The sequence below is a fragment of the Singulisphaera sp. GP187 genome (genome assembly GCF_900129635.1).
Lineage (GTDB): Bacteria > Planctomycetota > Planctomycetia > Isosphaerales > Isosphaeraceae > Singulisphaera.
This window is the reverse complement of sequence record NZ_FSRB01000001.1, coordinates 1,582,054-1,603,312: the sequence shown is the minus strand read 5'-3', so window position 1 is coordinate 1,603,312 and position 21,259 is coordinate 1,582,054. Positions and strand designations below refer to the sequence as shown.

The following is a 21,259-nucleotide window of genomic DNA, read 5'->3' as shown; positions in this document are numbered from 1 at the left end:
TTACAAGATAAACCGACTGAGATCTTCATCTTTTGCCAGTTCCTCGAGCCGTTCGAGGACGTAGGCGCCGTTGATGACGACCTTTTTCTCGGTTCGATCGGAAGCATCGAAGCTGAGTGCTTCGACGACGCGTTCGAGGATCGTATGCAGGCGTCGGGCGCCGATGTTCTGGGTCGACTGGTTCACCTGGTGGGCCAGGTCGGCCATGGCGTCGATCGCGTCCGGAGTGAACTCGAGCTCGATGCCCTCCGTGGCCAGGAGGGCCTGGTACTGGCGGATCAGCGAGGCGCGAGGTTCACGGAGGATGCGGGCGAAGTCATCACGGGTCAGGTCCTGCAACTCAACCCGGATCGGGAACCGGCCCTGGAGCTCAGGCATCAGGTCGGAGGGTTTGCTTCGGTGGAAGGCACCGGCCGCCAGGAAGAGGACATGGTCGGTCTTGATCGGCCCGTATTTGGTGGTGACGGTGGTCCCCTCGACGATGGGCAAGAGGTCGCGCTGAACGCCTTGCCGTGAGACGTCGGGGCCCCGGCCGCCGCCGTCATCGCCGGCGATCTTGTCGATCTCGTCGAGGAAGACGATCCCCGACTCCTCGGCAAGGTGGACCGCGGCCTGGCTGACCTTCTCCGGGTCAATCAGGGCGTCGATTTCCTGAGCGATCAGGATCGGCCGCGCCTCGGCGACCGTCATGGTTCGGGTCTGGGACGACTTGGGCATGATCTTCTCGAACATGCCCTGCAAATCCATCTCCATCTGTTCCATGTTGCCCGCGCCGAGGATTGAGACCGGCGCCGCGGCCCGACCCGGCAGGGTGATCTCGACCTCGCGATCCTCGATTTCGCGGGCATCGAGCCGGTGCTTCATCTTCTCGCGTGAGCGTTGCCTGCGCTCGGCGGCCTCGGCCGCCTCCGGCGTATCCGGATCGTTCCACTGATGCGGCGGGGCGGGGAGGAGCAGGTCGAGCAACCGTTGGTCGGCACGGACCGCGGCCTGCTCGCTGACCCGTTCGCGCTCGGCCCCGCGGACCAGGGTCACGGCCGCCTCGACCAGGTCGCGCACCAGGCTCTCGACGTCCCGGCCGTAGTAGCCTACTTCCGTATACTTGGTCGCTTCCACCTTCACGAACGGAGCACCGACGAGCTTGGCCAGCCGGCGCGCGATCTCGGTCTTGCCTACCCCCGTCGGGCCGATCAAGAGAATGTTCTTGGGGGTGACCTGGGCCCGCAGTTCGTCGGAAAGCTGTCGGCGCCGCCAGCGATTCCGCAACGCGATCGCCACGGCACGCTTGGCATCGGCCTGCCCGACGATGTCATGGTCGAGTTCGGCCACGATTTCCCGAGGGGTCAGGTCGCGCACTTCAATTCCTCCACCGTCAAATGACCGTTCGTATAAATATCGATACCCGCGGCAATCTGGAGCGATTCGCGAACGATCTCGGTGGCGGAGAGCTCCGAGTGAGCCGACAGAGCCCGCGCCGCGGCCAGGGCATAGGGGCCCCCGGAGCCGGTCGCCAGGATGCCGTCGCTCGGTTGAATCACATCGCCCGAGCCGCTCAGCAGCAGGCTGTGGCGTGCGTCGACCACGATCAGGACGGCTTCCAGGCGTCTGAGCATGCGGTCGGTCCGCCAGAGCTTGGCCAGTTCCGTGGCCGCCCGAGGAATGTTATTCGGGTAGTCACGTAGCTTCGATTCAAAGCGTTCGAGCAATGCGAATCCGTCGGCCGCGCTGCCGGCGAAACCGGTGAGCACCTGGCCATCGAGAAGTTTGCGGACCTTGACGGCATCGGCCTTCATGACGGTCGTGCCGAGCGTCACTTGGCCATCGCCCCCCAAAGCTACCCGGTCCCCGCGCCGGACTGAAAGGATCGTTGTGGCATGCCAGTCCAAATTGGTGATCCTCCCGCTTGGAACCTGGGTCACTTTCGTTTCGTTCCCCTGAGCATACAGCCACCACGAAGTCATTGCCAGGCGACCAAGCGCTTGAACCCGTGACAATCGCGCCCCCCCCGGCAAGATGGCATGACTTGGGAAGTGGGGTCGATGCCGGATGTGCCGGAATATTCAATCCCGCGGAAAAACGTGACGATAACTCATTGTAGGGTTTTTGGGAGTGAGACGCCCGCTCCGCTTAGGACGAGGCAGGCAGGAGGCCACGATGCGCCATCGTTGGATCAAGACCGCACTGAGAGCAGTCATTCTGGTTGGGGTAACAGCGATTCCGGCGAGCGCGGCAACCTGGGCGGATCCTCTCTTCGCCGAGCAAGGGCATGACTTCGGAGCGGTGCCTCGAGGCGGTAAGGTCCGTCACAATTTCTTGATGACCAACCGCCTCAATGAAGCGATCACGATCGCCAACGTGCGGGCCTCGTGCGGTTGCACATCCGGTAAGGCAAGCGCCACGTTGGTCCAGCCCGGCCAATCGGCGGTCATCGAAGCCGAGATGGACACGAAGAACTTCGTCGGCCCCAAGGCGACGACCCTCTTCGTCTCCCTGATCTCGGCCAGTCGGGGCGAGGCCGAGGTGAGCCTGGCGGTCTCGTCGCTGATCCTGAGCGACATCGTCCTAAATCCGGGAGCGATCGACTTCGGTTCGGTCGCGCGGGGACAGTCGCCAGCGCAGACGCTCACGCTCGACCGCATCGGCTCGGCGCAATGGCGGGTGGTGCGGATGATCTCGGCCAGCCGAGTCTTGAACGCCACGCTCACCGAGACCGCCCGCCACGAATCCACGGTCTCCTACTCACTCACGGTTTCCATCAAGCCGGATGCGCCGGCGGGGGTCATCCGGGATGAGATTCGGCTCCTGACCAACGACAAGGAGACCGCCAACATCCCGATCCTGGTGACCGCCCAGGTACGGGGCGAGCTCTCGGCCAGGCCGAGTGTCGTGCCGTTGGGCAACGTCCATTCACCCTCCGGTGGCCAAGGCCGGTTCCTCGTGATGTCCTCGAAGCCGTTCTCGATCGTCGAGATCGAAGGCGCGGGGGATGGTTTTCAGCTCGGTCCGATTCCGAAAGAGCCCAAGCCGGTTCACGTCGTGACCTTCAGCTACAAGCCCGAGGAGGGCAAGACACGCGGCGACCTCCGTCATCTCTTCCGGGTCAAAACCGACCTCCCCGGCGAAGCACCGCTGGAAGTCACCGCCACACTGCACATCGACCCCTGACGACGATCGATCCGCCACGGTGGAAAACCCAAGTCGTCGATCGCTTCCATGGCGATCGACGACCTTGCATTTCGAAGAGTGAGTTAGCCGCGTCGAATCGTGGCGTCTGAGACGGCATCCCAACTTACCACAACAGACGAGGTCGTCCCGCCGCACACCGCACCATCCTATCCAAACACGATCCATTGCCAATATAACTTCAGGACGGGTTCACCATCGCCTCCCGAGGGAATCAGCCGTGCCACACGACCACTCCGAACCTCAACCGTGGAACGTTTTGTCGTCCCGTTACCTCTGCCGCAAGCCCTGGATGACGCTCCGGGAAGATCGGGTCCGATTGCCAACCGGGGCCGTGATTGACGACTACTTCGTGCTGGAGTACCCGGCCTGGGTGAACGTCATCGCCCTGACCACCGACGACGGGTTCGTCCTCGTGCGACAGTACCGGCACGGCAGCCAAGAGGTTCACTACGAACTACCCGCCGGGGTGTGCGAACCGAACGACCTCGATCCGGAGGCGACGGCTCGACGGGAATTGCTCGAGGAAACCGGATACGGCGGGGGCGACTGGACCGCCTTCATGACCCTCTCGGCGAACCCCGGAACGCACTCCAACCGATCGCACACCTACCTGGCCACCGGTGTGATCCGAATCCAGGAGCAGCAACAAGAGGACACCGAAGACTTGCGCGTCCATCTCGTCGGCCGATCCGAAATCGTGGAGGTCGTTCTCGGCGGCGGCATGCTCCAGGCCCTGCACGCCGCCCCACTCTTGAAATACCTGCTCATCCAGTCCCCTTCCCCGTAATTGATCCTCCCTGATCGAAGCGGGGAGCTTGTGCGACGCCGTTACTGCCCGGTCTCCAACGAACGCGGCCACTCATTTCGCATCAGCCAAATCACAATTAACTGCCATAAAATCACTCGTAACTTCCTACGTAACAATATCCAACTTGGCAATCTGGTTTACTCGTTCAACATTCAGTGACCCCGGATCGACCGGTCGTCGTGCGAAACGATTGTTGCCGGTTGATTTCATGTTTTTATGTCACAGCCGCGGCTCGACTCCGACAATTCGCCCCTCGGTCCTGTCATCCATCCAACCAGCCTCAGTTCCAGCAAAAGTGTGGGGCCGTGCTAAATGATGACCGCGAGACCAAGGTTCTGGCGGAAGTTGACGCATGGCTCGCGATTGGCGTCGCCGATACTCTTTTGATAGAGCGGCACGGGTGGCAAGTCCACGGGATTGGTCGCAGTTGGATCGTTGGCGTAGAATGTCATGTGTGGAGGAGCCAGAGCGCCGCGAGACCCACGAGAAAGGACTGACCCGCCATGGCGAGCGACGAACGTCGGACCTCGACGGACGATCTGGTCGGCGAGGATGTGGAGGTCCGCGGGCACATCATTGACTCGCTCCTCCTGCCCAAGATTCTCGACCGGATCCTCCAGATGGGAGGGAGCTTCGAGATCCGCGAGTGCACGATCGGCGCCCGCCGAATCGATCCCAGCTATGCGCGGATCACGATCAAGGCGGCGAACACTGAGAAGCTCGAGGAGATCCTCGGCGACCTCGTCGAGCATGGCGCATCGGCGGTAAATCCCGAAGACGCGCGGGTCGTCCTCGCCGACATTCCGGGGGCCTTCCCCGACGATTTTTACAGCACGACCAATCAGCGCACCCAGGTCCGGCTCGGCGGGCGTTGGATCGACGTCGCCGACCAGGAAATGGATTGCGGCATCGCCGTCGATCCCAGCGGCGAGACCGCCCGCTGCGTGGCGATGACGGACGTGACACCCGGTTTGCCGATCGTCGTCGGGCACGATGGAGTCCGCGTCGTCCCCGCGGAACGACCGCGAGGCGCCAACCTGTTCGGCTTCATGGGGTCGAACGTCTCGAGCGAAAAGCCCAAGGCGATCAGCTTTCAAGGGGTGGCCGACTCGATCCGGGAGACGCGTGCGGAGGGAAAAAAAGTGCTTTTGGTGGGCGGCCCCGCCATCGTTCATACGGGCTCGTCCGGCCATGTTGCGCAGTTGATCCGCGATGGGTGGATCCAGACCTTATTCGCCGGTAATGCCTTGGCCACCCACGACATCGAGCAAGCGTTCTACGGCACGAGCCTGGGCGTCTCGATCTCCAAGGGGGAAGCCCTCGAGCATGGGCACGAACACCATTTACGCACGATCAATACGATTCGACGGTTAGGAGGCATCAACAAAGCGGTCGAGTTGGGCGTATTAAAGTCGGGGATCATGTTCGAGTGTGTCAAGGCGGGCGTTGAAGTCGTCCTGGCCGGTTCGATTCGCGACGACGGTCCCTTGCCTGAGGTGATCACGAATACGTTACAGGCTCAGGCGAGGATGCGCGAAGCGATTCAAGGCGTTGGCTTCGCGCTCTTGATTGCGACCGCCCTGCACTCGATCGCGACCGGGAACCTCTTGCCGGCCTGGGTCAAGGTCGTCTGCGTCGACATCAATCCGGCGACCGTGACCAAGCTCAGCGACCGAGGCACCTTTCAAACGATCGGTCTGGTGACCGATGTCGAACCCTTCTTCCGCAGCCTGGTCGCCGAACTCGCGTAACGAGTTTCGCGGCCCGACGACCCGACGCAGCGAACACCAATCGAGCCGCGCGAGTCGTTCTGAGTGTATTCATCTTTACCTTCAAGATGAAGGGAGGCCCGCTCATGTCCTCCGCTCCTCAGTTCTTGATGTGCCCACCCGACCACTACGGGATCGAATATGAGATCAACCCGTGGATGAACCGTGCGGTCGGCACCGACCCCACCCGAGCGCAACAGCAGTGGTGGGCCTTGCACGACGCGTTGCATGCTTTGGGAGCGAGAGTCGAGCGGCTCGCGCCGGTGCCCGGCTTGCCCGACCTCGTGTTCACCGCAAACGCAGGGCTCATCCACCACCGAATCTTCGTCAGTTCGCAGTTCCGTCATGGGGTCCGCCAGGGCGAGACCCCTCACTTCGATCGTTGGGCGCACGACCACGGGTTCCAGGTCGTCACGCTCCCCGCCGGGCATTACTTCGAAGGGGCCGGGGATGCCCTCTTCCTCGGTGAGACCTTGTACGGCGGTTATCGGTTTCGGAGCGATGCGAAGAGCCACCTCTGGATCGGCCACCTGCTCAACGTCGAGGCCCTGCCGCTTGAACTGGTCGACCCGAGGTTTTACCACCTCGACACCTGCTTCTGCCCCATCGACCTGGAGACGGCCATTTATTATCCGGGCGCTTTCGACGAGTATGGACGATCGGTCCTCAAGGACCGAATCCCCCACTTGATCGCGGTCTCGGCCGATGAGGCCGTCTCGTTCAGTTGTAATGCGGTGGTGGTGGGCCGCACGATCCTGCTGAATGACGGAGCGCCGAAACTGGCGCAGGCCTTGCAAGCCTCGGGGTACGCGGTCGAGCCACTGCCGTTCAGCGAGTTTATCAAGGCGGGGGGAAGCGCCAAGTGTCTTACTTTACGACTCGACGGTGAAGAAGCCGCGGCCTGGCGGCTCGTCCCTGAGGTGGCGGGGAGCGCCGCTTGAAGCGCGAAGGCATCTCCCCGTTTCTTGGATTAAGGATGGCCGACCGCGATGAACCAACTTTATCTCCTCCGACACGGGGTCGCCGTTGACCATGGCGACCCCGGTTTCGCCGACGATGATCGTCCCTTGACGCCCGAAGGGGAGAAACGCGTAAAACAGGTGGCGAAGGGCTTGCTCCAGCTCGACCTGAAAGTCGATCGGATCTTCTCGAGCCCGCTGCCTCGCGCCCGGAAAACCGCGGAGATCGTCGCGGAAGTCCTCGCAATGAGCGACCACCTCGAGTTCACCGACGTCCTTCTCGCCGGCTCCTCGGCGCCGACGATCCGTGAGTGGATCGGCACCCGCACCGAGAATCGGATCATGCTGGTGGGTCACAATCCCGCTTTGTCCGATCTGATCAGCCTGCTAATTGTCGCCGGACCCCGCTCATCCCCCTTCGAACTCCGAAAAGCCGGAATCGCCGCACTCAGTGGAACGACCAGTGCGCCCATGACACTCGATTGGCTGGCTCGCCCACGGCTGCTCCGTAAGCTCGGAGGCGACTAGGCTTTGTTGGAGAAATTGGGTCTGGTCCAACTCCGGCGATGATCTTCGCATGAGCCGAAGCATGCACGCATCGCAGCAAGCAATCGCAGGACTGACGTCCCGACATGCCAAGCGCAACCTGATTGCTTGCTGCGCTGCGTGCGGGGCTCGGTTAGTAAGAAGCCGCGGCCCGACAGCAACTCATCGAAAAACGCCGGCCTGAGTGGTTCCCAGGGGGGTTACGGGACGGATCGGATCGGTACTCGAGAGTTCGCGGGCCATATTTTGAAACTCGACCTGGGAACGGACGACCGGTTCTCCCGACTCCGCGGAGGCGATTCGACGATAGGTCCCGTCCGGCTGAAGCACGCGCGCTTTCACATTGTCCATCAAGGCCACGCCAAGGATGCCGTCAACGATCCGATTCCGGAGTCGAGGGTCTTCGATCGGGAACATGATCTCGACCCGACGGCGGAAGTTGCGCGGCATCCAGTCGGCCGAGGAGAGAAAGACTTGCGGAGCGTCGTTGTTTTGGAAATAGGCGATCCGCGAGTGTTCCAGGAACTTGTCGACGATGCTGATGACGCGGATGTTCTCGGACAGTTTGGGCATGCCGGGACGGAGGCAGCAGATCCCTCGCACGATCAGATCGATGCGGACACCCGCTTGGGACGCGGCGTAGAGCGCTTCGATGGCTCCCGGATCGACCAGCGAGTTCATCTTGGCGATGATCCGCGCAGGCAGACCGCGCTCGGCATTTGACCGCTCGCGATCGATGAGCGCGGTGATTCGATCGGCCAGATGCATCGGCGCGACGATCAGCTTGTGCCAGCCATGCCCCTGGGAGTAGCCGGTCAGGAGGTTAAACAGGGCGCTTGCATCCTCGCCGAAGTCGGACCGGCAGGTGAAGAGGCTCAGGTCGGTGTAGAACCGGGCCGTGGTCGGGTTGTAGTTCCCGGTGCCGAGGTGAACATAACGGCGGATCCCATCATGATCGCGGCGCACGACCAGGGCCGCCTTGCAATGGGTTTTGAGACCGACCATCCCATAGACAACGTGGACGCCCGCTTTCTGAAGCGCACGAGCCTTGACGATGTTGTTCTCCTCGTCCAACCGTGCCTGGAGTTCCACCAGGGCCGTCACCTGCTTGCCGTTCTCCGCCGCGCGGGCCAGAGCGGTGATAATCGGATTATCGTCGGAGGTCCGGTAGAGCGTCTGCTTGATCGCCAGGACTTGGGGATCTTCCGAGGCCTGCTCGATGAACTGAACGACCGAGCCGAACGACTCATAGGGATGGTGGACCAGGATGTCCTGCTCGCGGATCGCGGCGAAGACGTTGGCCCGATTCGCTAACGACGCCACAATCTGGGGCTCGAACGCGGGCTCCTTCAGCTCCCGGAAGCCTTCGAGCTTATAGAGCGCCACCAGGGCGGTCAGATCGACGGGTCCCGAGACCTTGTAGACGTCGCGATCGTCGAGGTCGAGCGCGGGGGCGGTCTGGAGTTGAGCGAGGAAGCCCTCATCGGCTCGGTCGGAGATTTCCAGGCGAACGGCGGCTCCCCATTTCCGTTGCCGCAAGGTCTCCTGAATCGTCGACAGGAGGCTACTCTTGACCTCGGTCTCCTGGATCGTCAGATCGCTGTTGCGGGTGACGCGGAAAGCAGCTCGCGCGGCGACCTTGAACCCTCCGAACAGGGCGTCGAGCCGCGGTCCGATCACGTCCTCGAGCAACACGAACCGACGCTGGCCGTCCCCCTCGTCGGGCAGTGGCACCAGTCGATTCAGGACCGAGGGCACTTGGAGCACCGCATAGAGCTGACGAGGCGGATCCTGGCCGATCGTTTCGATCCGCAGGATCAGGTTCAGGCTCTTGTTGTGCAAGTGCGGGAACGGATGAGCGGGGTCGATCGCCAGCGGGGTCAAGACCGGATAGACCTGCCAGTCGAAATACTTATCGAGAAAGGCGTTCTGAGTCTCGGACAGCTCGTCGGGCCCACAGACATGGATTCCATGCGCCGCGAGTTGGGGGTGGATCTCGGTCCGATAGATTTCATATTGCCGGCCGACGAAATCATGAGCCCGGCGCGAGATTTCGGTTAACTGCGAGAGTGGCCCCATCCCGTCGGGCGGGGCGTCCTGGGGCTCGAGGTTGTCATAAAGCTGAGCCTGGAGCCCGGCGACGCGAACCTCGAAGAACTCGTCGAGGTTCGAGGCACAGATCGCCAGGAACCGGAGCCGCTCCAGCAGCGGATTCGACGGATCGCGTGCCTCTTCCAGCACGCGTTCGTCGAAATTGAGCCAGCTCAACTCGCGATTGATAAAGAGAGCGGGATCGAGGGGATTGGACGATCGAGCGACCGGAGCAGTGCCCGATCCGTTGAGTTGGTGTTGGGCCATGACCGACCGCGCTCCATCACGTTCGCACCGGCGACGACCGCTCAGGCCGTCTGGGACGATCGCGTTTCGAGTTGCCGAAGGAGGCGAAGGTTCACGGCGTCGAACTCCTCGCCCTGCTCGTCCGTTCCCTTGGGCGTCTCGAGGATCATTGGAATGTCCCGGAAACGAGGGTCAGTGACGACGAAACGAAACGGTTCCAGACCGAGATGGCCCTGACCGATCCCCGCATGGCGATCGACCCGGCTCCCCCGCTCACGACGGCTGTCGTTGAGATGCCAGACCCGGACGCGGTCCACGCCGACCGTCCGGTCAAAATCATGCATTGTCCCATCGTACTCATCTACGGTCGCGAGAGAATAGCCCGCCGCGAAAATATGGCAGGTATCGACGCAAACCCCAAGTCGGCTAGGATCTTTCACCAGGCCGAGGATCGTACCAAGATGCTCGAATTTGTGCCCCAGGCACGTGCCCTGCCCCGCGGTCGTCTCCAGATCGATCCGAACGGCAAAACCAGGGGTCCGGCGATGGATCTCATCGATCCCGGCCGCGATCCGTTTCAGCCCTTCGTCCTCCCCGGATCCCACGTGGGCCCCCGGGTGCGCAACGAGATCGAGAATCCCAAGCACTTCACAACGCTCAAGCTCGACGATCATCGCGTCGATCGATTTGTTCCAGAGCGTGTCGTCAGGACTACCGAGATTGATCAGGTAGGAATTGTGAGCAACCGGCGTACCAACTCCTGTCGTTTTCAGCGCGGCGCGAAACGCCGCGACGTGCGCGTCGGTCAACGTCGGCGCTTTCCACTGATTGTTATTCTTGGTAAAGAGTTGCACCGTGTCGAACCCAAACCGGTGCGCGGCCGTCACGGCGCGATCACAGCCACCGGCAATCGACATGTGAGCCCCAAGTCTCGCAGCTCCCAATGCAAAGTCCTTTCGCCCGAAACCCGAGGGCTCGTTCCGGAATCTTCCTCATTTCCAGACGAGTCCTTGCGGATCGCGTCGGGTTGGATCTAGAATAAAATTGCTCGAAATGCCCAAGGAATAGGCAGGAACTCCGCGATGATCCAGTTCATCTGGGTGGGAATTTTACCGGCCTGCCTCGTCGCGCTCGTCCTCATCCTCCGTCGCCCCGCGCGGCAATTCGCCGAGGAAATGCACGTCGACCATGCGCGCGACCTGTTTCGCCAGCAACGTGAGTGGCTCGAGGCCCGGTTTCTCACCGCGCTCGGCAAGGTCGATCCCATTGAGGGGCTGCGCTGGGAAGAGGCCCACTGGCACGATGAGGTCCTCTGGGCTCGCGATCGGCAGACGCGCAGGCTGCTCGCCTTGATCGGCGTCCACTTCGATTCGAGCCCGTTTGAGGACTTGCCCGAGGTAACGGCCCCGCGGCACGCCACCGCCCTGTTTGAATTCCGAAAAGGGCGCTGGTTCGCCGAAGGGAAACGCCTCGACGAGATTCGCCCCGACGAGGCGGTCCGACGCAACCAGCGGTTCGAACCGGTCGTGCTTCATCCCCGCCGCGGCTACTGAACCGAACCGACGGCGACCGCCGATTTTACTCGCGAATCTTCGCCTTCATCGCCGCGCGGACTTCCAGGAAGGCGTCCAGCGAGAACGGTTCGGTGCGGCACACATCCAACAAGGGTCGCTCCAGACGCTCAACCTCGGCACAGGCGTCGGCCAGTTGGGCCGCGATCGCGAGCGGGATGATACAGACGCCATGCTTGTCGGCATGGATCAAGTCGCCGGGCCGGATCTCAACTCCCGCGAGCTTGACCGGTTGGCCGAAGGAGACGAGCCGGACGTAGGCATGGCTCACGCACGGGTTGAGCCCGAAGAGCTGGAATCCCATCTCCCGGACCTCGTCGAGGTCACGGGGACAGCCGTCGGTAATGTGCCCAATGCACCCAAGCTTCTTGTGAATCGTCGAGTTGATCTCGCCGAACTGCGCCCCGAGCCCGGGAGGATTATCGACGTCCTGGCCGACCGCGATCTTGGGGCCGGGCTGTGCGGCCACATAGCGCAGGTAGTCGTCGGTGAGGTCGGGTGATGGATCGGGCGAATACGACGCCCGAGTCTGCGAGGTCACGGCATAGCCGACGATCGGCCCCATGTCGGGAAAGAGGCAGCGAATCTGGTGCGGGAGAAAACCGAGATGGCGCGATCGAATGTTGAAGATCTCGATCGCGTTGGAGATCGTGGGCGTGTTGTAGCGGCGCAGGGCGGCGAGTTGATCGGCGGTCAGGGTCTCTGTGGACGTGGACATAAACGAAAGTCTCCGACCTCGGTTGAAGGGCGATGGGGCGTCTGGTGCGGACGCCGATACCATCGTGGCTGGGGAGAGAAATCGATTGAGGCCCGTGCTCGTGGCGGAGGTTTCCCCCCTCCGCCCCAGCCTCAATTCATCGGACGGGGGGGCGGCGTCTTCAATTCCCAGCGCTCGTTGAAGAAGTCGGCGGCGACCACGGAACCAGGCGTTCGCGAGTCGGGCGGAGTCTCCAGGTTAATGACAGCCCAGTCAGGCAGCTTGGGAACTTGGCGGGCATTATTCAGATAGTCGTAATCGCGGTAAGTGAATCCACTGTTCAACACCACATAGCGATGGGTGTTGAGCGGGTTGGGGGCGACCAGAATCAGGCCATGGTTCTCTGCTGAGAACTCGTGGTCACCCGCCTTGATTCTCTCGTGATTCCAGGAAATTGGCAAGCGGTCGGCGATCCGGGTCAGCACCACGTTCGTGGTCGGGTCACCCCAGAGGACGAGGTTTGTGGAGGCGATGTCGGCCTCGGTGACGTCGACATCCTTTTTCACGCGCGGCTCCCCGCGGAATTGCCTCCGCCAATGTTCGATGGCCCGTGCCGACTCTTGATCGGCCCACGCGTTGAACCGGGGGTTGCCTCCCTTACCGGTGGGCAGGACGAAGACGAACGAGTCCATGAACGCATCATCAATCGGACCTTGAAGGTCGTGCCGCTTGCGGACTTCTTGATCGGAGGACGAACCGACTTTCCAGCCACCGTCCTTCCGTTCCAGCCGGCAGACCCAAGACTGGTCGGAGAGGGGACGCCCTCCATCCAGCTTGACCCCGTCGATCGTGACCTCGACCGGTGCGTTGACCTTGAACGGAGCCCAGCCTGGCGGAAACTCCAGGGAGAGCGCATCGACGTTTTCGGATTTGACCGTTACTTTTTGGTCGCCCAACGACGCATCGACCCGTGCCCGTTTCCAATGCTCGCCCAAGCCGTCAATGGACAGCCAGTGCATGCGATTATACTTGAGCGTGTAGGCGACGAGTGTGACTTCGGAGGGGAACTTTTGCCGACCTCGGGCCGCCAGGCTCTCCATCCGCCGTTCCACCTCGCGCTTCGCCTCGGGATGGTAGGCATGCTTCGTCTGGGGACCGATGATGTGAGTCAGCTCGATACCTTCTGCCTTCAGCGCCTCGGCCATCACGTCGGCCGCCTGCTTCTGGCTGTCGTTCTCGCCGCTGTAGGCGACGGTCGGACACGCGATCAAGTTCGCCGCATAGTCCGTGCAGTCGTAGAGGTGCCAGAGCGTCTTCTCATAAACCGACGGTGTCAGCGTCTCCTTCTGAAACTCCTTCAGGAATCGGGGCGTCTCCGAAAAGCCCGCGCCCGGGTTGGCGGCGAACCAACGGTCCGGGTAATGGACCGCGAATTGCCAGGCCGCCGCGCCTCCCATCGAGAAGCCGCGAACCGAGATCCGATCTTCGTCGATCCGATAGCGCCGCTTGACCGACTCGAGGGCCTCGAGAACATCCACCTCGCCGGCAAACTTGAAGGCGTTGCAGTACCGACCGTAAGGCTTGAGCACGATCGTGTCAGCCGGGGTGAACTGGCCCGGCTGGTGGCTGTGCTGGTCGACAAAGTTGACTTCGCTGAGCGTTTCGCCGCGGCCGTTGAACCAGACGTCCAGCCGATGCTCGGGACGCACGCCCCCCCGCTTCGACTCCGGCACGACCAACCCATAAGGCTGCACCGATCCGTCGATTTTTGAGACGTAGCCCCGCACGACGAGTCCGGTCTGATCACTCCAGGGCGCCTGCTTCTGGCTCAATTGCTCGGCACGTTTCTGGCCCTCCTTGAGCAACGCCTTCGCCTTGCCGATTTCTTTGGCATCAAAAAATTCGTGATATTTCAAGGCATCGTGAACCGCCCGCTGATAGATCTGCACGTCGGGGATCAGTTCGAGAACCCAGGCGTCGCGCCCCTCTTTGAGCTTGTCGATCACGGCTTGAAGCTCGGTCAGTCCCGTTTCGAGCGCCTCGCGATCGGCGGGGGGGACCTCGATTCCGAGCTTCGGGATCCGGCGCACCGCTTCTGGCAGGTTGTCGTTGGGACCATCGGCCCCCGCGAACGTCGCGGTCACGACGACGAAGAATGCGGCAAGTCTCACTCGAGGCATCATCACTTCTCGATCCTCTCCTGGTTACGACCGTCTTTTCTAGACGTCCAGACCAACCGCACGCATCAACGCCAGTGCATTGCTCTTGCGGACCACCCCCGGACGCATCAGGTAGTCGAAGTGCAACGTTCCGTTCTCGAAGTGATCGACGAAGTGGACGTTTTTCGCGATCGTGCCCAGCCGATCGGCAATCTCGGCGAGCGCCAGGTCGTGCGTTGTCACCAGCCCGATCGCCCCGCGACCGATCAAGCCTCGAATCACCGACTCGCCCCCGACACTTCGATCGTGCGAGTTCGTCCCGTTCAGGATCTCGTCGATCAGGAAGAGCAAAGGGATCGGCCCCCGCGACAGGTCGACCAACTGGCGTAAGCGCGTGATCTCGGCATAGAACCGGGAACGCCCCGCCTGGAGCGAATCCTGCACCCGAAGCGTGGCGCCGATGGCGAGCGGTGAGAGGGTCAGTTTTCGCGCGCAGACCGGGGATCCGGCCAGAGCGAGCACCGTGTTGATCCCGACCGAGCGGAGCAAGGTGCTCTTGCCCGACATGTTCGATCCGCTCACCACGAGCACTTGCAAGTCGCCCCCCAGAGCGACGTCGTTGCGAACGAGGACGCTCTCGGCGAGCAGGGGATGTCCCAGGTCAAGCGCCTCGAAGCGGGCGCCCTCTGCCTGGATCGTCGGGAAGACGTCGGTCGGGTTCTCCCAGGCATAGGCCGCGAGCGCACACAAGGCCTCGAACTCGCCGATCGCGGCGAGCCAGCCCGCGATCGCGGGCCCCGACTTGGCCCGCCAGGAATCGATCAAGGTCGCCAACTGGAACGACCAGAGGAGCATCGCCGCAAACGGCAAGAAGAGCTGATTCTTCTGGGAGTCGAGCAGTTGCAGGAGTTGAGCCAGCTTCGCGATTTGCCGCGAGGCGGGAACCCCCTCGCACTGGAGTTGCACCTGGAGCCGACGAAGCGCCGGGGCCTGGAACGTTTCGCGCTCGAGGCGTTCCAGGAGATGCGAGAGCAGCACCAGTTCGGGCGCTCGGCGGTCGAGCGGAGCAAGCACGTGATGAATAGATCCCGACATCTTCCAAGCAAACAGAAGTTCAATAATAACAAGCACGAAGAACGGGGCAGGACCGAGATCGATGAGCTCCCAAGCGATCAGGGCGGCGACCGTCAGTGCGGAGAGCAAACCCGCGCCGATCCGCAGCAGTCGACTCGAGAAAAGGCGAGGTGTCTTCCCCCAGGCCGCCAGCGCCTCCGGATCGATCCCGGCGCGAACATCGGCCCCGAGCAACTCGATATCTTCACGGAGATCAACCTGCGCACGCAGTTCGGCGACCGCCGCCTGCCGTTCGAGTACGACCTCGGGAGTCGCGGGCTTGAGCAGCCAGGCGGCCAGCGTATCTTCCCCCGAGCGGGTCCGGGCGGTGCAGAGTCGCTCGAACATCGAGCCGACTCCAAACAGGTCCAGGTCCGCGGCGTACGGATGCTCAGGATCAAGGAACCGATGCCCCGGCTCCCCCTTGCCCGCCCAACGGTTCTCAACCCGGGCGATCCCCTTCTCGTAGAACTCGACCGCCCTACCTGCTCGGTGGCTCAGACGAGCGAGACGGGCATGGATGAGGATCAGGAGGAGAAAGAGGAAGATAGGAAGGGCGACCCACGCCCCGCTGATTCGTTCCGCGCCGAAGGCGACACCTGCCAGGACAAGCCCCGCGATGAAAACGAGAAGCCTCGCCTCGGTGATCACACGCTCTCGGAACGTGAATTGGGCTCGAGTCGCACGTCGGCCTTCGAGCCGACGGGTGTAGTCAAGACGAACTCCCTCTTGGGATGGCGACTCCACATCCTCCATGAAACCCCTCTCAAACAGAGTGATGACCGGCCCGCGGATTCGGGTCTGAACGTTGAAGAACAAAAAAAAGGAGAGTCCCCATCGCAATGCACGAGCAAACCAAAGTCAACCCGGCCCGCCTCAGCACAGTAACCGACATCGAACGGGTGCTCAAGTCGCGGGGAATCTTAAACCTCGAAGCGAATCGGCACGAACCGCATGACAGCGTGTTCACCTGAAGCTTGGACTTGACGGATCAGCGAACTTGGTGCAGAAAGGCTCTCATCCTCATCTCTCGCCTGAAGCTTCGGAAATCGAGACGCTCAATCCAAAAGACGATCCAGGACGGACCGTATGATTGCACAGGGAGGTCCAGAGCGTCTCTTGCTGGCTCTCCTCTTCGTCCTCGCCCCCGGATGCGCGCTCCGGCCCGTCACGGTCGAACGCCCGGACCTGGTCGATCGGATCACCGGAACGGCTGCGAGTGCAGGTGCGGACGTCAAGCATGACGAGGGCGAAGCGTCGGCTGATCCCTTCGTCCGGCCGGTCTCCGACGTACGGAACGAGGAGACCGGCGCCAAATCGGAAGCGAACTCGATCCCGGCCGAATCATTGACCCTGGAAGCGGCCCGCACGATCGCGCTGCGGCAAAGCCCGATCCTCGCCCAATCCCAGGCGGGCGTCGATTTGGCCCGAGGCAACCTCGAAATCACCGATTCCGGGTTCCTGCCGACACTCCAGGGAAACTACGGCTTCCAGGCATTCTCGTCCGCCGTTGGCTTCACCGGGACTCGCGGGCGGTTCCCAGTCCTCCCGGTGCGTGGGTTCGGACCGGGGACGCAGGATTTCCATGTGGCCGAAGCCCAACTCAAATGGACAATCTTCCAGTTCGGCAAGCAAGTGGCGAAACACGACCAGTCGGAACTCAAAACAGAGATCGCCAAGCTCGAGCTGGAACGGACGCACCAGACGGTCTTCTATGACGTCGCCCAATGCTACTTCCGGGTCCTTGAGGCAAAGTCGGCGTTGGAGATCGCCGAGCGGTCGGTCGAGCGTTCCGAAGCCTTCATGAAAGAGTCGGGCGACCTGCTGCGCCGGGGCGTGATCACCCGGGAGGAGCATCTGCGAGCCGAGGCGAGTCTGGCCGGGGTCCGCCAGGAGCAGTTCGACGCGAAGAGCGAGGAAGAGGTCACTGTGGCCGCCCTGAACCGGTCGATGGGGATCAACGTCAACGCACCGTCGAAGGTGGCCGAACGGCGGGAGGCTCCGCGGTTCGAGCTCTCGCTCGAGCAGACCCTGAGCCTGGCGGTGGCCAACCGTCGTGAGATCCCGGTCGTCATCCGCGGGATCTCGGTCGCGCGGGGAGATGTGGATATCGCCCGCGCCGACTTCTTGCCGAGCGTCTCGATCCAGGCCGGGTACTCGAACGTCACCGGGACCGGGATTCAGAACGCCAACGTCGGGGCAGGCGGAATCTTCGTGACTCACGAGATTTACGGGGGTGGAAGACGCCGGGGCCAGTACCACGCAGCGCTGGCCGGGGTCCGCTCGGCCGAGGCGCAGGCCCAGCAGATCTGCGATGGCATCGCCTACGAAGTGAACGTCGCCTTTCGTGGGGTCGAGGACGCGCGGGAGCGGATCGGCGCTGCGCGGGCCGTCTTCCACCAGGCCGAGGAGAACTTCCGGCTCGTCACAAGCCGATCCCGCGCGGGAGACGCAACCCCGGCCGAGTTGATCGAAGCCCAGGCCTCCGAAACACGGTCCGAGCAGACGCTGAATGCGGCGATCTACCAGTATCAGCGGGCGCTCGCTCGCCTCGAGTTCGCCGTCGGCGTGGAATTGCCCCTCGTCCCTGGCCCGCTGCCGACGGCCCTCCCAGGAGAAGCCGAGCCGGGACGGCCCCCGACCCCTCCCGAAACTCCGTCGCCGTTCCTTCTCCGCTCCCCCTCCACGCCCGTGCCCGATTTACTCCCCCCTCTCGACCTCGGTGGTCTTACCCCGCCGCCGACGACCACACGGCCGACTCCCTTGCGCCCCGAGTCGTCGGACAGACCGCGACTCTTCGGCCCCCCGTCGCTGGCCCGCCCGCCCTATGAATCGACCTCGCCCTTCGGCAACAAACCGTAACCCACGGCGATCGGGCCGGACGTCACCCACAAGGTGTGGGGCACAATCGCCCTGCCGCTGCTGGCCCGGTTGTGTAGAAAAGGGGCCATTCGGGGCATTCGTCAATTTCGACGTAGCCTGCACAAATTAGGCAGGCATCGACTTTCAGCTAACGTCTTTGGAGGCTGATATCGACGCAGCCTGCGTAGATTCTTTTGTTGATGTTAACATCCGCATTATTGGCGAATGTCCCCATTTCGTTCCCTCGTCGCGACTCGGAACTCACTATTTCGGCCCCAGGGCGAACGCATCTTTGGCTTGGATTCCCTGTCTTTCGGCTGACCCGTTATTCCTTTCCCAGCAACGAATCAACGACCCAACAACCCCGGTAATGGGGGCCACTCCCGCGGCAGTGGGTAAGGATATCGGCGTCGTTGCACCCGGATTCTTCCAGTGCGTTGGCGAGGATGGGCAAACGGTCAAACGCCCGGTCGGCGTACGAGCCCTGTGCGAGGGAGACGACCGGGGATGTGAGCCAGGACGGGTCGAAGGCGACAGAGCGGAACGGGTTTCCGAAGATGTCCCGAATCGCGGCGAGTTGCTCGTTCGGCCCGCCCTCCTCGGAGTTCGGGTTATTCCAGAGGAACGGGTTTCTCGCAAGCATAGCATTATGCCATGCAGCTGACCACTCGGTCTGGCTGAAGGGATGGACGGGATCCCGACAACTCTGGAGGAGGTGGGACGCTTCGACCTCCCCGCGCTGCGCCTCCCGGCCCCGAGCGTTGATCGAATGTTGGGCGGCATAATCCCTGAGTTCCTCAATGGGGAGGCGTATCGTGGTGGCGTTTCCTCCCTCGTCGGTCGCATCTTCGGCCTGGCGAAGCAAAGTGGGACCGTCCAGCCCGACAAGGAGGTAGAGCGAACGGCGACACATGGCACAGGCGAATAGGCGCAACTTCCGCCTCGTCGCTCTTCCTTTTAAGAACAGAAGCAAAGGGCGCGCATCCGGGCATCTAAGCCATTGGGCCTCAGTCATCGTTTTGCTCAGGACCTCGATCGACAACCTGTGCAAAAGTTCCGCTCGGAGGCCGTCAGTCAGTGGCTCGCCATCTTGGACCTTCGTGGAGGCCGAGGTCCCCGTGGGGGGGTGCCTGAGTACATACAATCGCTGGGGACCCAGCGTGAACGAGTCGGTGGTGATGTCCAGCGGGTCCATCACGCAAACAGGCGAGTTGGCCACCCCTCCCTCGACACGAAAGGCAGTCCGATCGGTGCCGCTGTTCGACTCTGGTTCGGTCATTGGCTTACTCCCATCTGAATCTACTGGCTTAAAGATAGGGGAACACTATTGGGGTCATTCGTCATTTCCGACGAAGCCTGCACAAATCAGGCAGGCATCGAATTTCAGCTAACGTCTTTGGAGGTTGATATCGACGCAACCTGCGTAGATTCATTTACTGACGTTAACATCCGACTTATTGGCGAATGTTCCTTTGATATTCTCGGGTCAGGGCCATTTCGTCTCCAGCCCACTCGCCCTCGGCTTGACGGCTTCCGACATGGGTGTTTTTTTGTTCCAAAATAATTGTCTCCGGGAGGAGCACCCCCTTGTCGTGAAGTGAAAAGTGACGTATCTAGGAAGACTCCCTCCTTATTTCGTGACAATTGTGGAAGGGACATAATGGTCTCCGCGAGTCGCCCCCCCCTTGTCGTGAAGTGAAAAGTGACGGAATTAGGAAGCCTCTTCCATCGTCGGGAGACAATTGCGCGAGGCACGGGTTCAACCGTACAGCAGCAACAGCAACTTTGTCGGTAATGAAGGTTACGTCGAAGTTAAGTCGCTGGAGCTTGTTCAAAACGCTCCATGACGTCAGCAGGATCGTTGTCGGCTCGATGGTGGCGAGGCATATCGCAAAACCCTTCGCCATCCAATTAGGTGTGCGAAACGCGGATCCAGGTTGCTCCGTATTCGAACTTGACTTCACGCCTCCAGATGCTAAACGCCGTGCCGAATACGATGGAGCCGGGGGGATCGGAAAACCAACGGGAGTTTGTCCGAATCGTCCTTGGCCGCGCCGCACTCGGTTTTGTCATCCTCTGATTTTTTTTTGGGGTTTCTACCCTAGCCTAGAGGGTTACTTTTATGCGTTCGCGTCGCGGATTCACTTTGATCGAACTTCTCGTGGTCATAGCGATCATCGCGGTTTTGATCGCCCTGCTGCTGCCCGCGGTCCAAGCGGCGCGCGAAGCGGCCCGTCGCTCCCAGTGCGTCAACAACCTCAAGCAACTGGGACTGGCGGCGCACAATTACCTTTCGCTGAACAACGTCTACCCGTTGGGCGACATGTTCCCGACCGGCAACTTTCCCGGCAACGGGTGGAGCATGTCCTGGACAGTGTCCATCCTGCCGCAAATGGAACAGCAAGCCCTATTCAACGCCGTCAACGTCAGCTTTAACTATACCGATCCCTACGGTGGCCACATCAACACGACGGTGGGCTACACGCAGGTTGTCGCCTACCTCTGTCCGTCGGACGGCGCTACGCAGCGTCCCTCTCCTCCCTGGGGCGCACTGAACTACATGGGCAACTGGGGCGGTCCGGGCGAGATCGCGACCTTCACCGGTACATGCCTCTCTCCCTACTGGGGCGATTCCACAAACGCCCCATCGACGAATGCCATCGGTGTCGAGGCCTTGACCGACGGCACGTCCAACACAGCGCTCTACAGTGAACGCCTCTTGGGCCTGAATGGCGCACCGCCGGTGTACCCCGGCAAGACTTCCGATTCGTTGCGTGGCTCCTTCCCTGCCGGCGTGCCGGTCACAATCAACAACCCCACTCGCGGAACTCCGACCACCATCGCGCTCCTGGCGGCCTGCCAGAACTTGCCCGCCACGACCGTAGGGATCTCAAATTATAACGGTCGGCTCTGGCTCGTCGGCTATCCGTGGAACTACGTGATCAATCGATACAATCACGTTGGACCGCCCAACAGCCTGACCTGCTACGCCAGCAACTCGTTCTCCAACGCCGATGGTGGCCCCCAGGACTCGATTCCGCCCACGAGCAACCACTCCGGCGGCGTCAATATGGCCATGGCCGACGGGTCAGTTCGGTTCATCAAGGAAACCGTGAACCGCCAGGCTTGGTGGGCGATCGGAACCCGTGGCAAGGGCGAGGTCGTCAGCGCTGACGCCTATTGAGCGAGTGCGAAGTCAAGTCCTGGAAAAAATCACGTGGAGTCAGTCGCGGCTCGTCGGACTCCCTTCGG

17 protein-coding genes are annotated in these 21,259 nt (G+C 62.0%); 9 read left to right on the top strand and 8 right to left on the bottom strand.

Translation table 11 applies throughout. The features are described 5' to 3' along the window. Both hslU and hslV read right to left on the bottom strand, forming a co-directional pair. Complete coding sequence (hslU, locus tag BUS42_RS06295) at window positions 1–1,356, bottom strand: ATP-dependent protease ATPase subunit HslU (protein WP_074306191.1); 1,356 nt, start codon at window positions 1,354–1,356, stop codon at window positions 1–3. Beyond that, window positions 1,344–1,886 carry an ATP-dependent protease subunit HslV gene (gene hslV, locus BUS42_RS06290; RefSeq protein ID WP_074310757.1) on the bottom strand — a complete coding sequence of 181 codons (543 nt, stop codon included), beginning with the start codon at window positions 1,884–1,886 and terminating at the stop codon, window positions 1,344–1,346. Before hslV ends, hslU begins: the two co-directional genes overlap by 13 nt. A 268-nt stretch (window positions 1,887–2,154) precedes the next feature. Between hslV and BUS42_RS06285 the strand changes: the two genes are divergently transcribed. From BUS42_RS06285 to sixA, 5 genes are all read left to right on the top strand, one after another. Beyond that, a complete protein-coding gene (locus BUS42_RS06285) occupies window positions 2,155–3,165 on the top strand; it encodes a DUF1573 domain-containing protein (protein ID WP_074306190.1) in 1,011 nt (336 codons plus the stop codon). Window positions 3,166–3,403: 238 nt separating this feature from the next. Next, the gene (locus tag BUS42_RS06280; RefSeq protein ID WP_074306189.1) at window positions 3,404–3,973 is read left to right on the top strand and encodes an NUDIX hydrolase; all 570 of its coding nucleotides are present in this window, start codon (window positions 3,404–3,406) and stop codon (window positions 3,971–3,973) included. Between the two features lie 524 nt (window positions 3,974–4,497). Further along, complete coding sequence (locus BUS42_RS06275) at window positions 4,498–5,745, top strand: ornithine cyclodeaminase, nickel-pincer nucleotide-dependent (RefSeq protein ID WP_074306188.1); 1,248 nt, start codon at window positions 4,498–4,500, stop codon at window positions 5,743–5,745. 104 nt (window positions 5,746–5,849) lie between these two features. Beyond that, window positions 5,850–6,704 (top strand): dimethylarginine dimethylaminohydrolase family protein, encoded by an 855-nt coding sequence (locus BUS42_RS06270; protein ID WP_074306187.1) that lies wholly within the window; start codon window positions 5,850–5,852, stop codon window positions 6,702–6,704. A 48-nt stretch (window positions 6,705–6,752) separates the two neighbouring features. Continuing rightward, window positions 6,753–7,250 (top strand): phosphohistidine phosphatase SixA, encoded by a 498-nt coding sequence (gene sixA / locus BUS42_RS06265; RefSeq protein WP_074306186.1) that lies wholly within the window; start codon window positions 6,753–6,755, stop codon window positions 7,248–7,250. A gap of 180 nt (window positions 7,251–7,430) precedes the next feature. Here the strand turns inward: sixA and ppk1 are convergent, their stop codons facing one another. Both ppk1 and BUS42_RS06255 read right to left on the bottom strand, forming a co-directional pair. Next, on the bottom strand, window positions 7,431–9,626 hold the full coding sequence (gene ppk1, locus BUS42_RS06260; protein ID WP_074306185.1) for a polyphosphate kinase 1: 2,196 nt from the start codon (window positions 9,624–9,626) through the stop codon (window positions 7,431–7,433). Between the two features lie 41 nt (window positions 9,627–9,667). Continuing rightward, window positions 9,668–10,549, bottom strand: a complete 882-nt coding sequence (locus tag BUS42_RS06255; protein ID WP_256386127.1) for a deoxyribonuclease IV — start codon at window positions 10,547–10,549, stop codon at window positions 9,668–9,670. Window positions 10,550–10,687: 138 nt separating this feature from the next. Between BUS42_RS06255 and BUS42_RS06250 the strand changes: the two genes are divergently transcribed. Beyond that, complete coding sequence (locus BUS42_RS06250) at window positions 10,688–11,158, top strand: hypothetical protein (RefSeq protein ID WP_074306183.1); 471 nt, start codon at window positions 10,688–10,690, stop codon at window positions 11,156–11,158. A 25-nt stretch (window positions 11,159–11,183) separates the two neighbouring features. Here BUS42_RS06250 and BUS42_RS06245 read toward each other — a convergent pair whose 3' ends face one another. The 3 genes from BUS42_RS06245 to BUS42_RS06235 all read right to left on the bottom strand — a co-directional run bounded on the left by BUS42_RS06245 (window position 11,184) and on the right by BUS42_RS06235 (window position 15,901). Then, entirely contained in the window at window positions 11,184–11,894 is a 711-nt protein-coding gene (locus tag BUS42_RS06245; RefSeq protein WP_074306182.1) for an RraA family protein, read from the bottom strand. 131 nt (window positions 11,895–12,025) lie between these two features. Continuing rightward, on the bottom strand, window positions 12,026–14,056 hold the full coding sequence (locus BUS42_RS06240; protein WP_074306181.1) for a prolyl oligopeptidase family serine peptidase: 2,031 nt from the start codon (window positions 14,054–14,056) through the stop codon (window positions 12,026–12,028). Between the two features lie 36 nt (window positions 14,057–14,092). Further along, window positions 14,093–15,901 carry a MutS-related protein gene (locus BUS42_RS06235; RefSeq protein ID WP_074310755.1) on the bottom strand — a complete coding sequence of 603 codons (1,809 nt, stop codon included), beginning with the start codon at window positions 15,899–15,901 and terminating at the stop codon, window positions 14,093–14,095. A gap of 86 nt (window positions 15,902–15,987) precedes the next feature. Here BUS42_RS06235 and BUS42_RS45975 point away from each other — a divergent pair, with 86 nt between their 5' ends. After that, window positions 15,988–16,119, top strand: a complete 132-nt coding sequence (locus BUS42_RS45975; RefSeq protein ID WP_256386126.1) for a hypothetical protein — start codon at window positions 15,988–15,990, stop codon at window positions 16,117–16,119. 115 nt (window positions 16,120–16,234) lie between these two features. Continuing rightward, window positions 16,235–18,007 carry a TolC family protein gene (locus tag BUS42_RS06230; protein ID WP_083670076.1) on the top strand — a complete coding sequence of 591 codons (1,773 nt, stop codon included), beginning with the start codon at window positions 16,235–16,237 and terminating at the stop codon, window positions 18,005–18,007. 325 nt (window positions 18,008–18,332) lie between these two features. Here BUS42_RS06230 and BUS42_RS44275 read toward each other — a convergent pair whose 3' ends face one another. Continuing rightward, complete coding sequence (locus BUS42_RS44275) at window positions 18,333–18,941, bottom strand: hypothetical protein (protein ID WP_216821010.1); 609 nt, start codon at window positions 18,939–18,941, stop codon at window positions 18,333–18,335. Between the two features lie 1,188 nt (window positions 18,942–20,129). Between BUS42_RS44275 and BUS42_RS06220 the strand changes: the two genes are divergently transcribed. Then, entirely contained in the window at window positions 20,130–21,191 is a 1,062-nt protein-coding gene (locus BUS42_RS06220) for a DUF1559 domain-containing protein (protein ID WP_074306179.1), read from the top strand. Window positions 21,192–21,259: the final 68 nt, after the last annotated feature.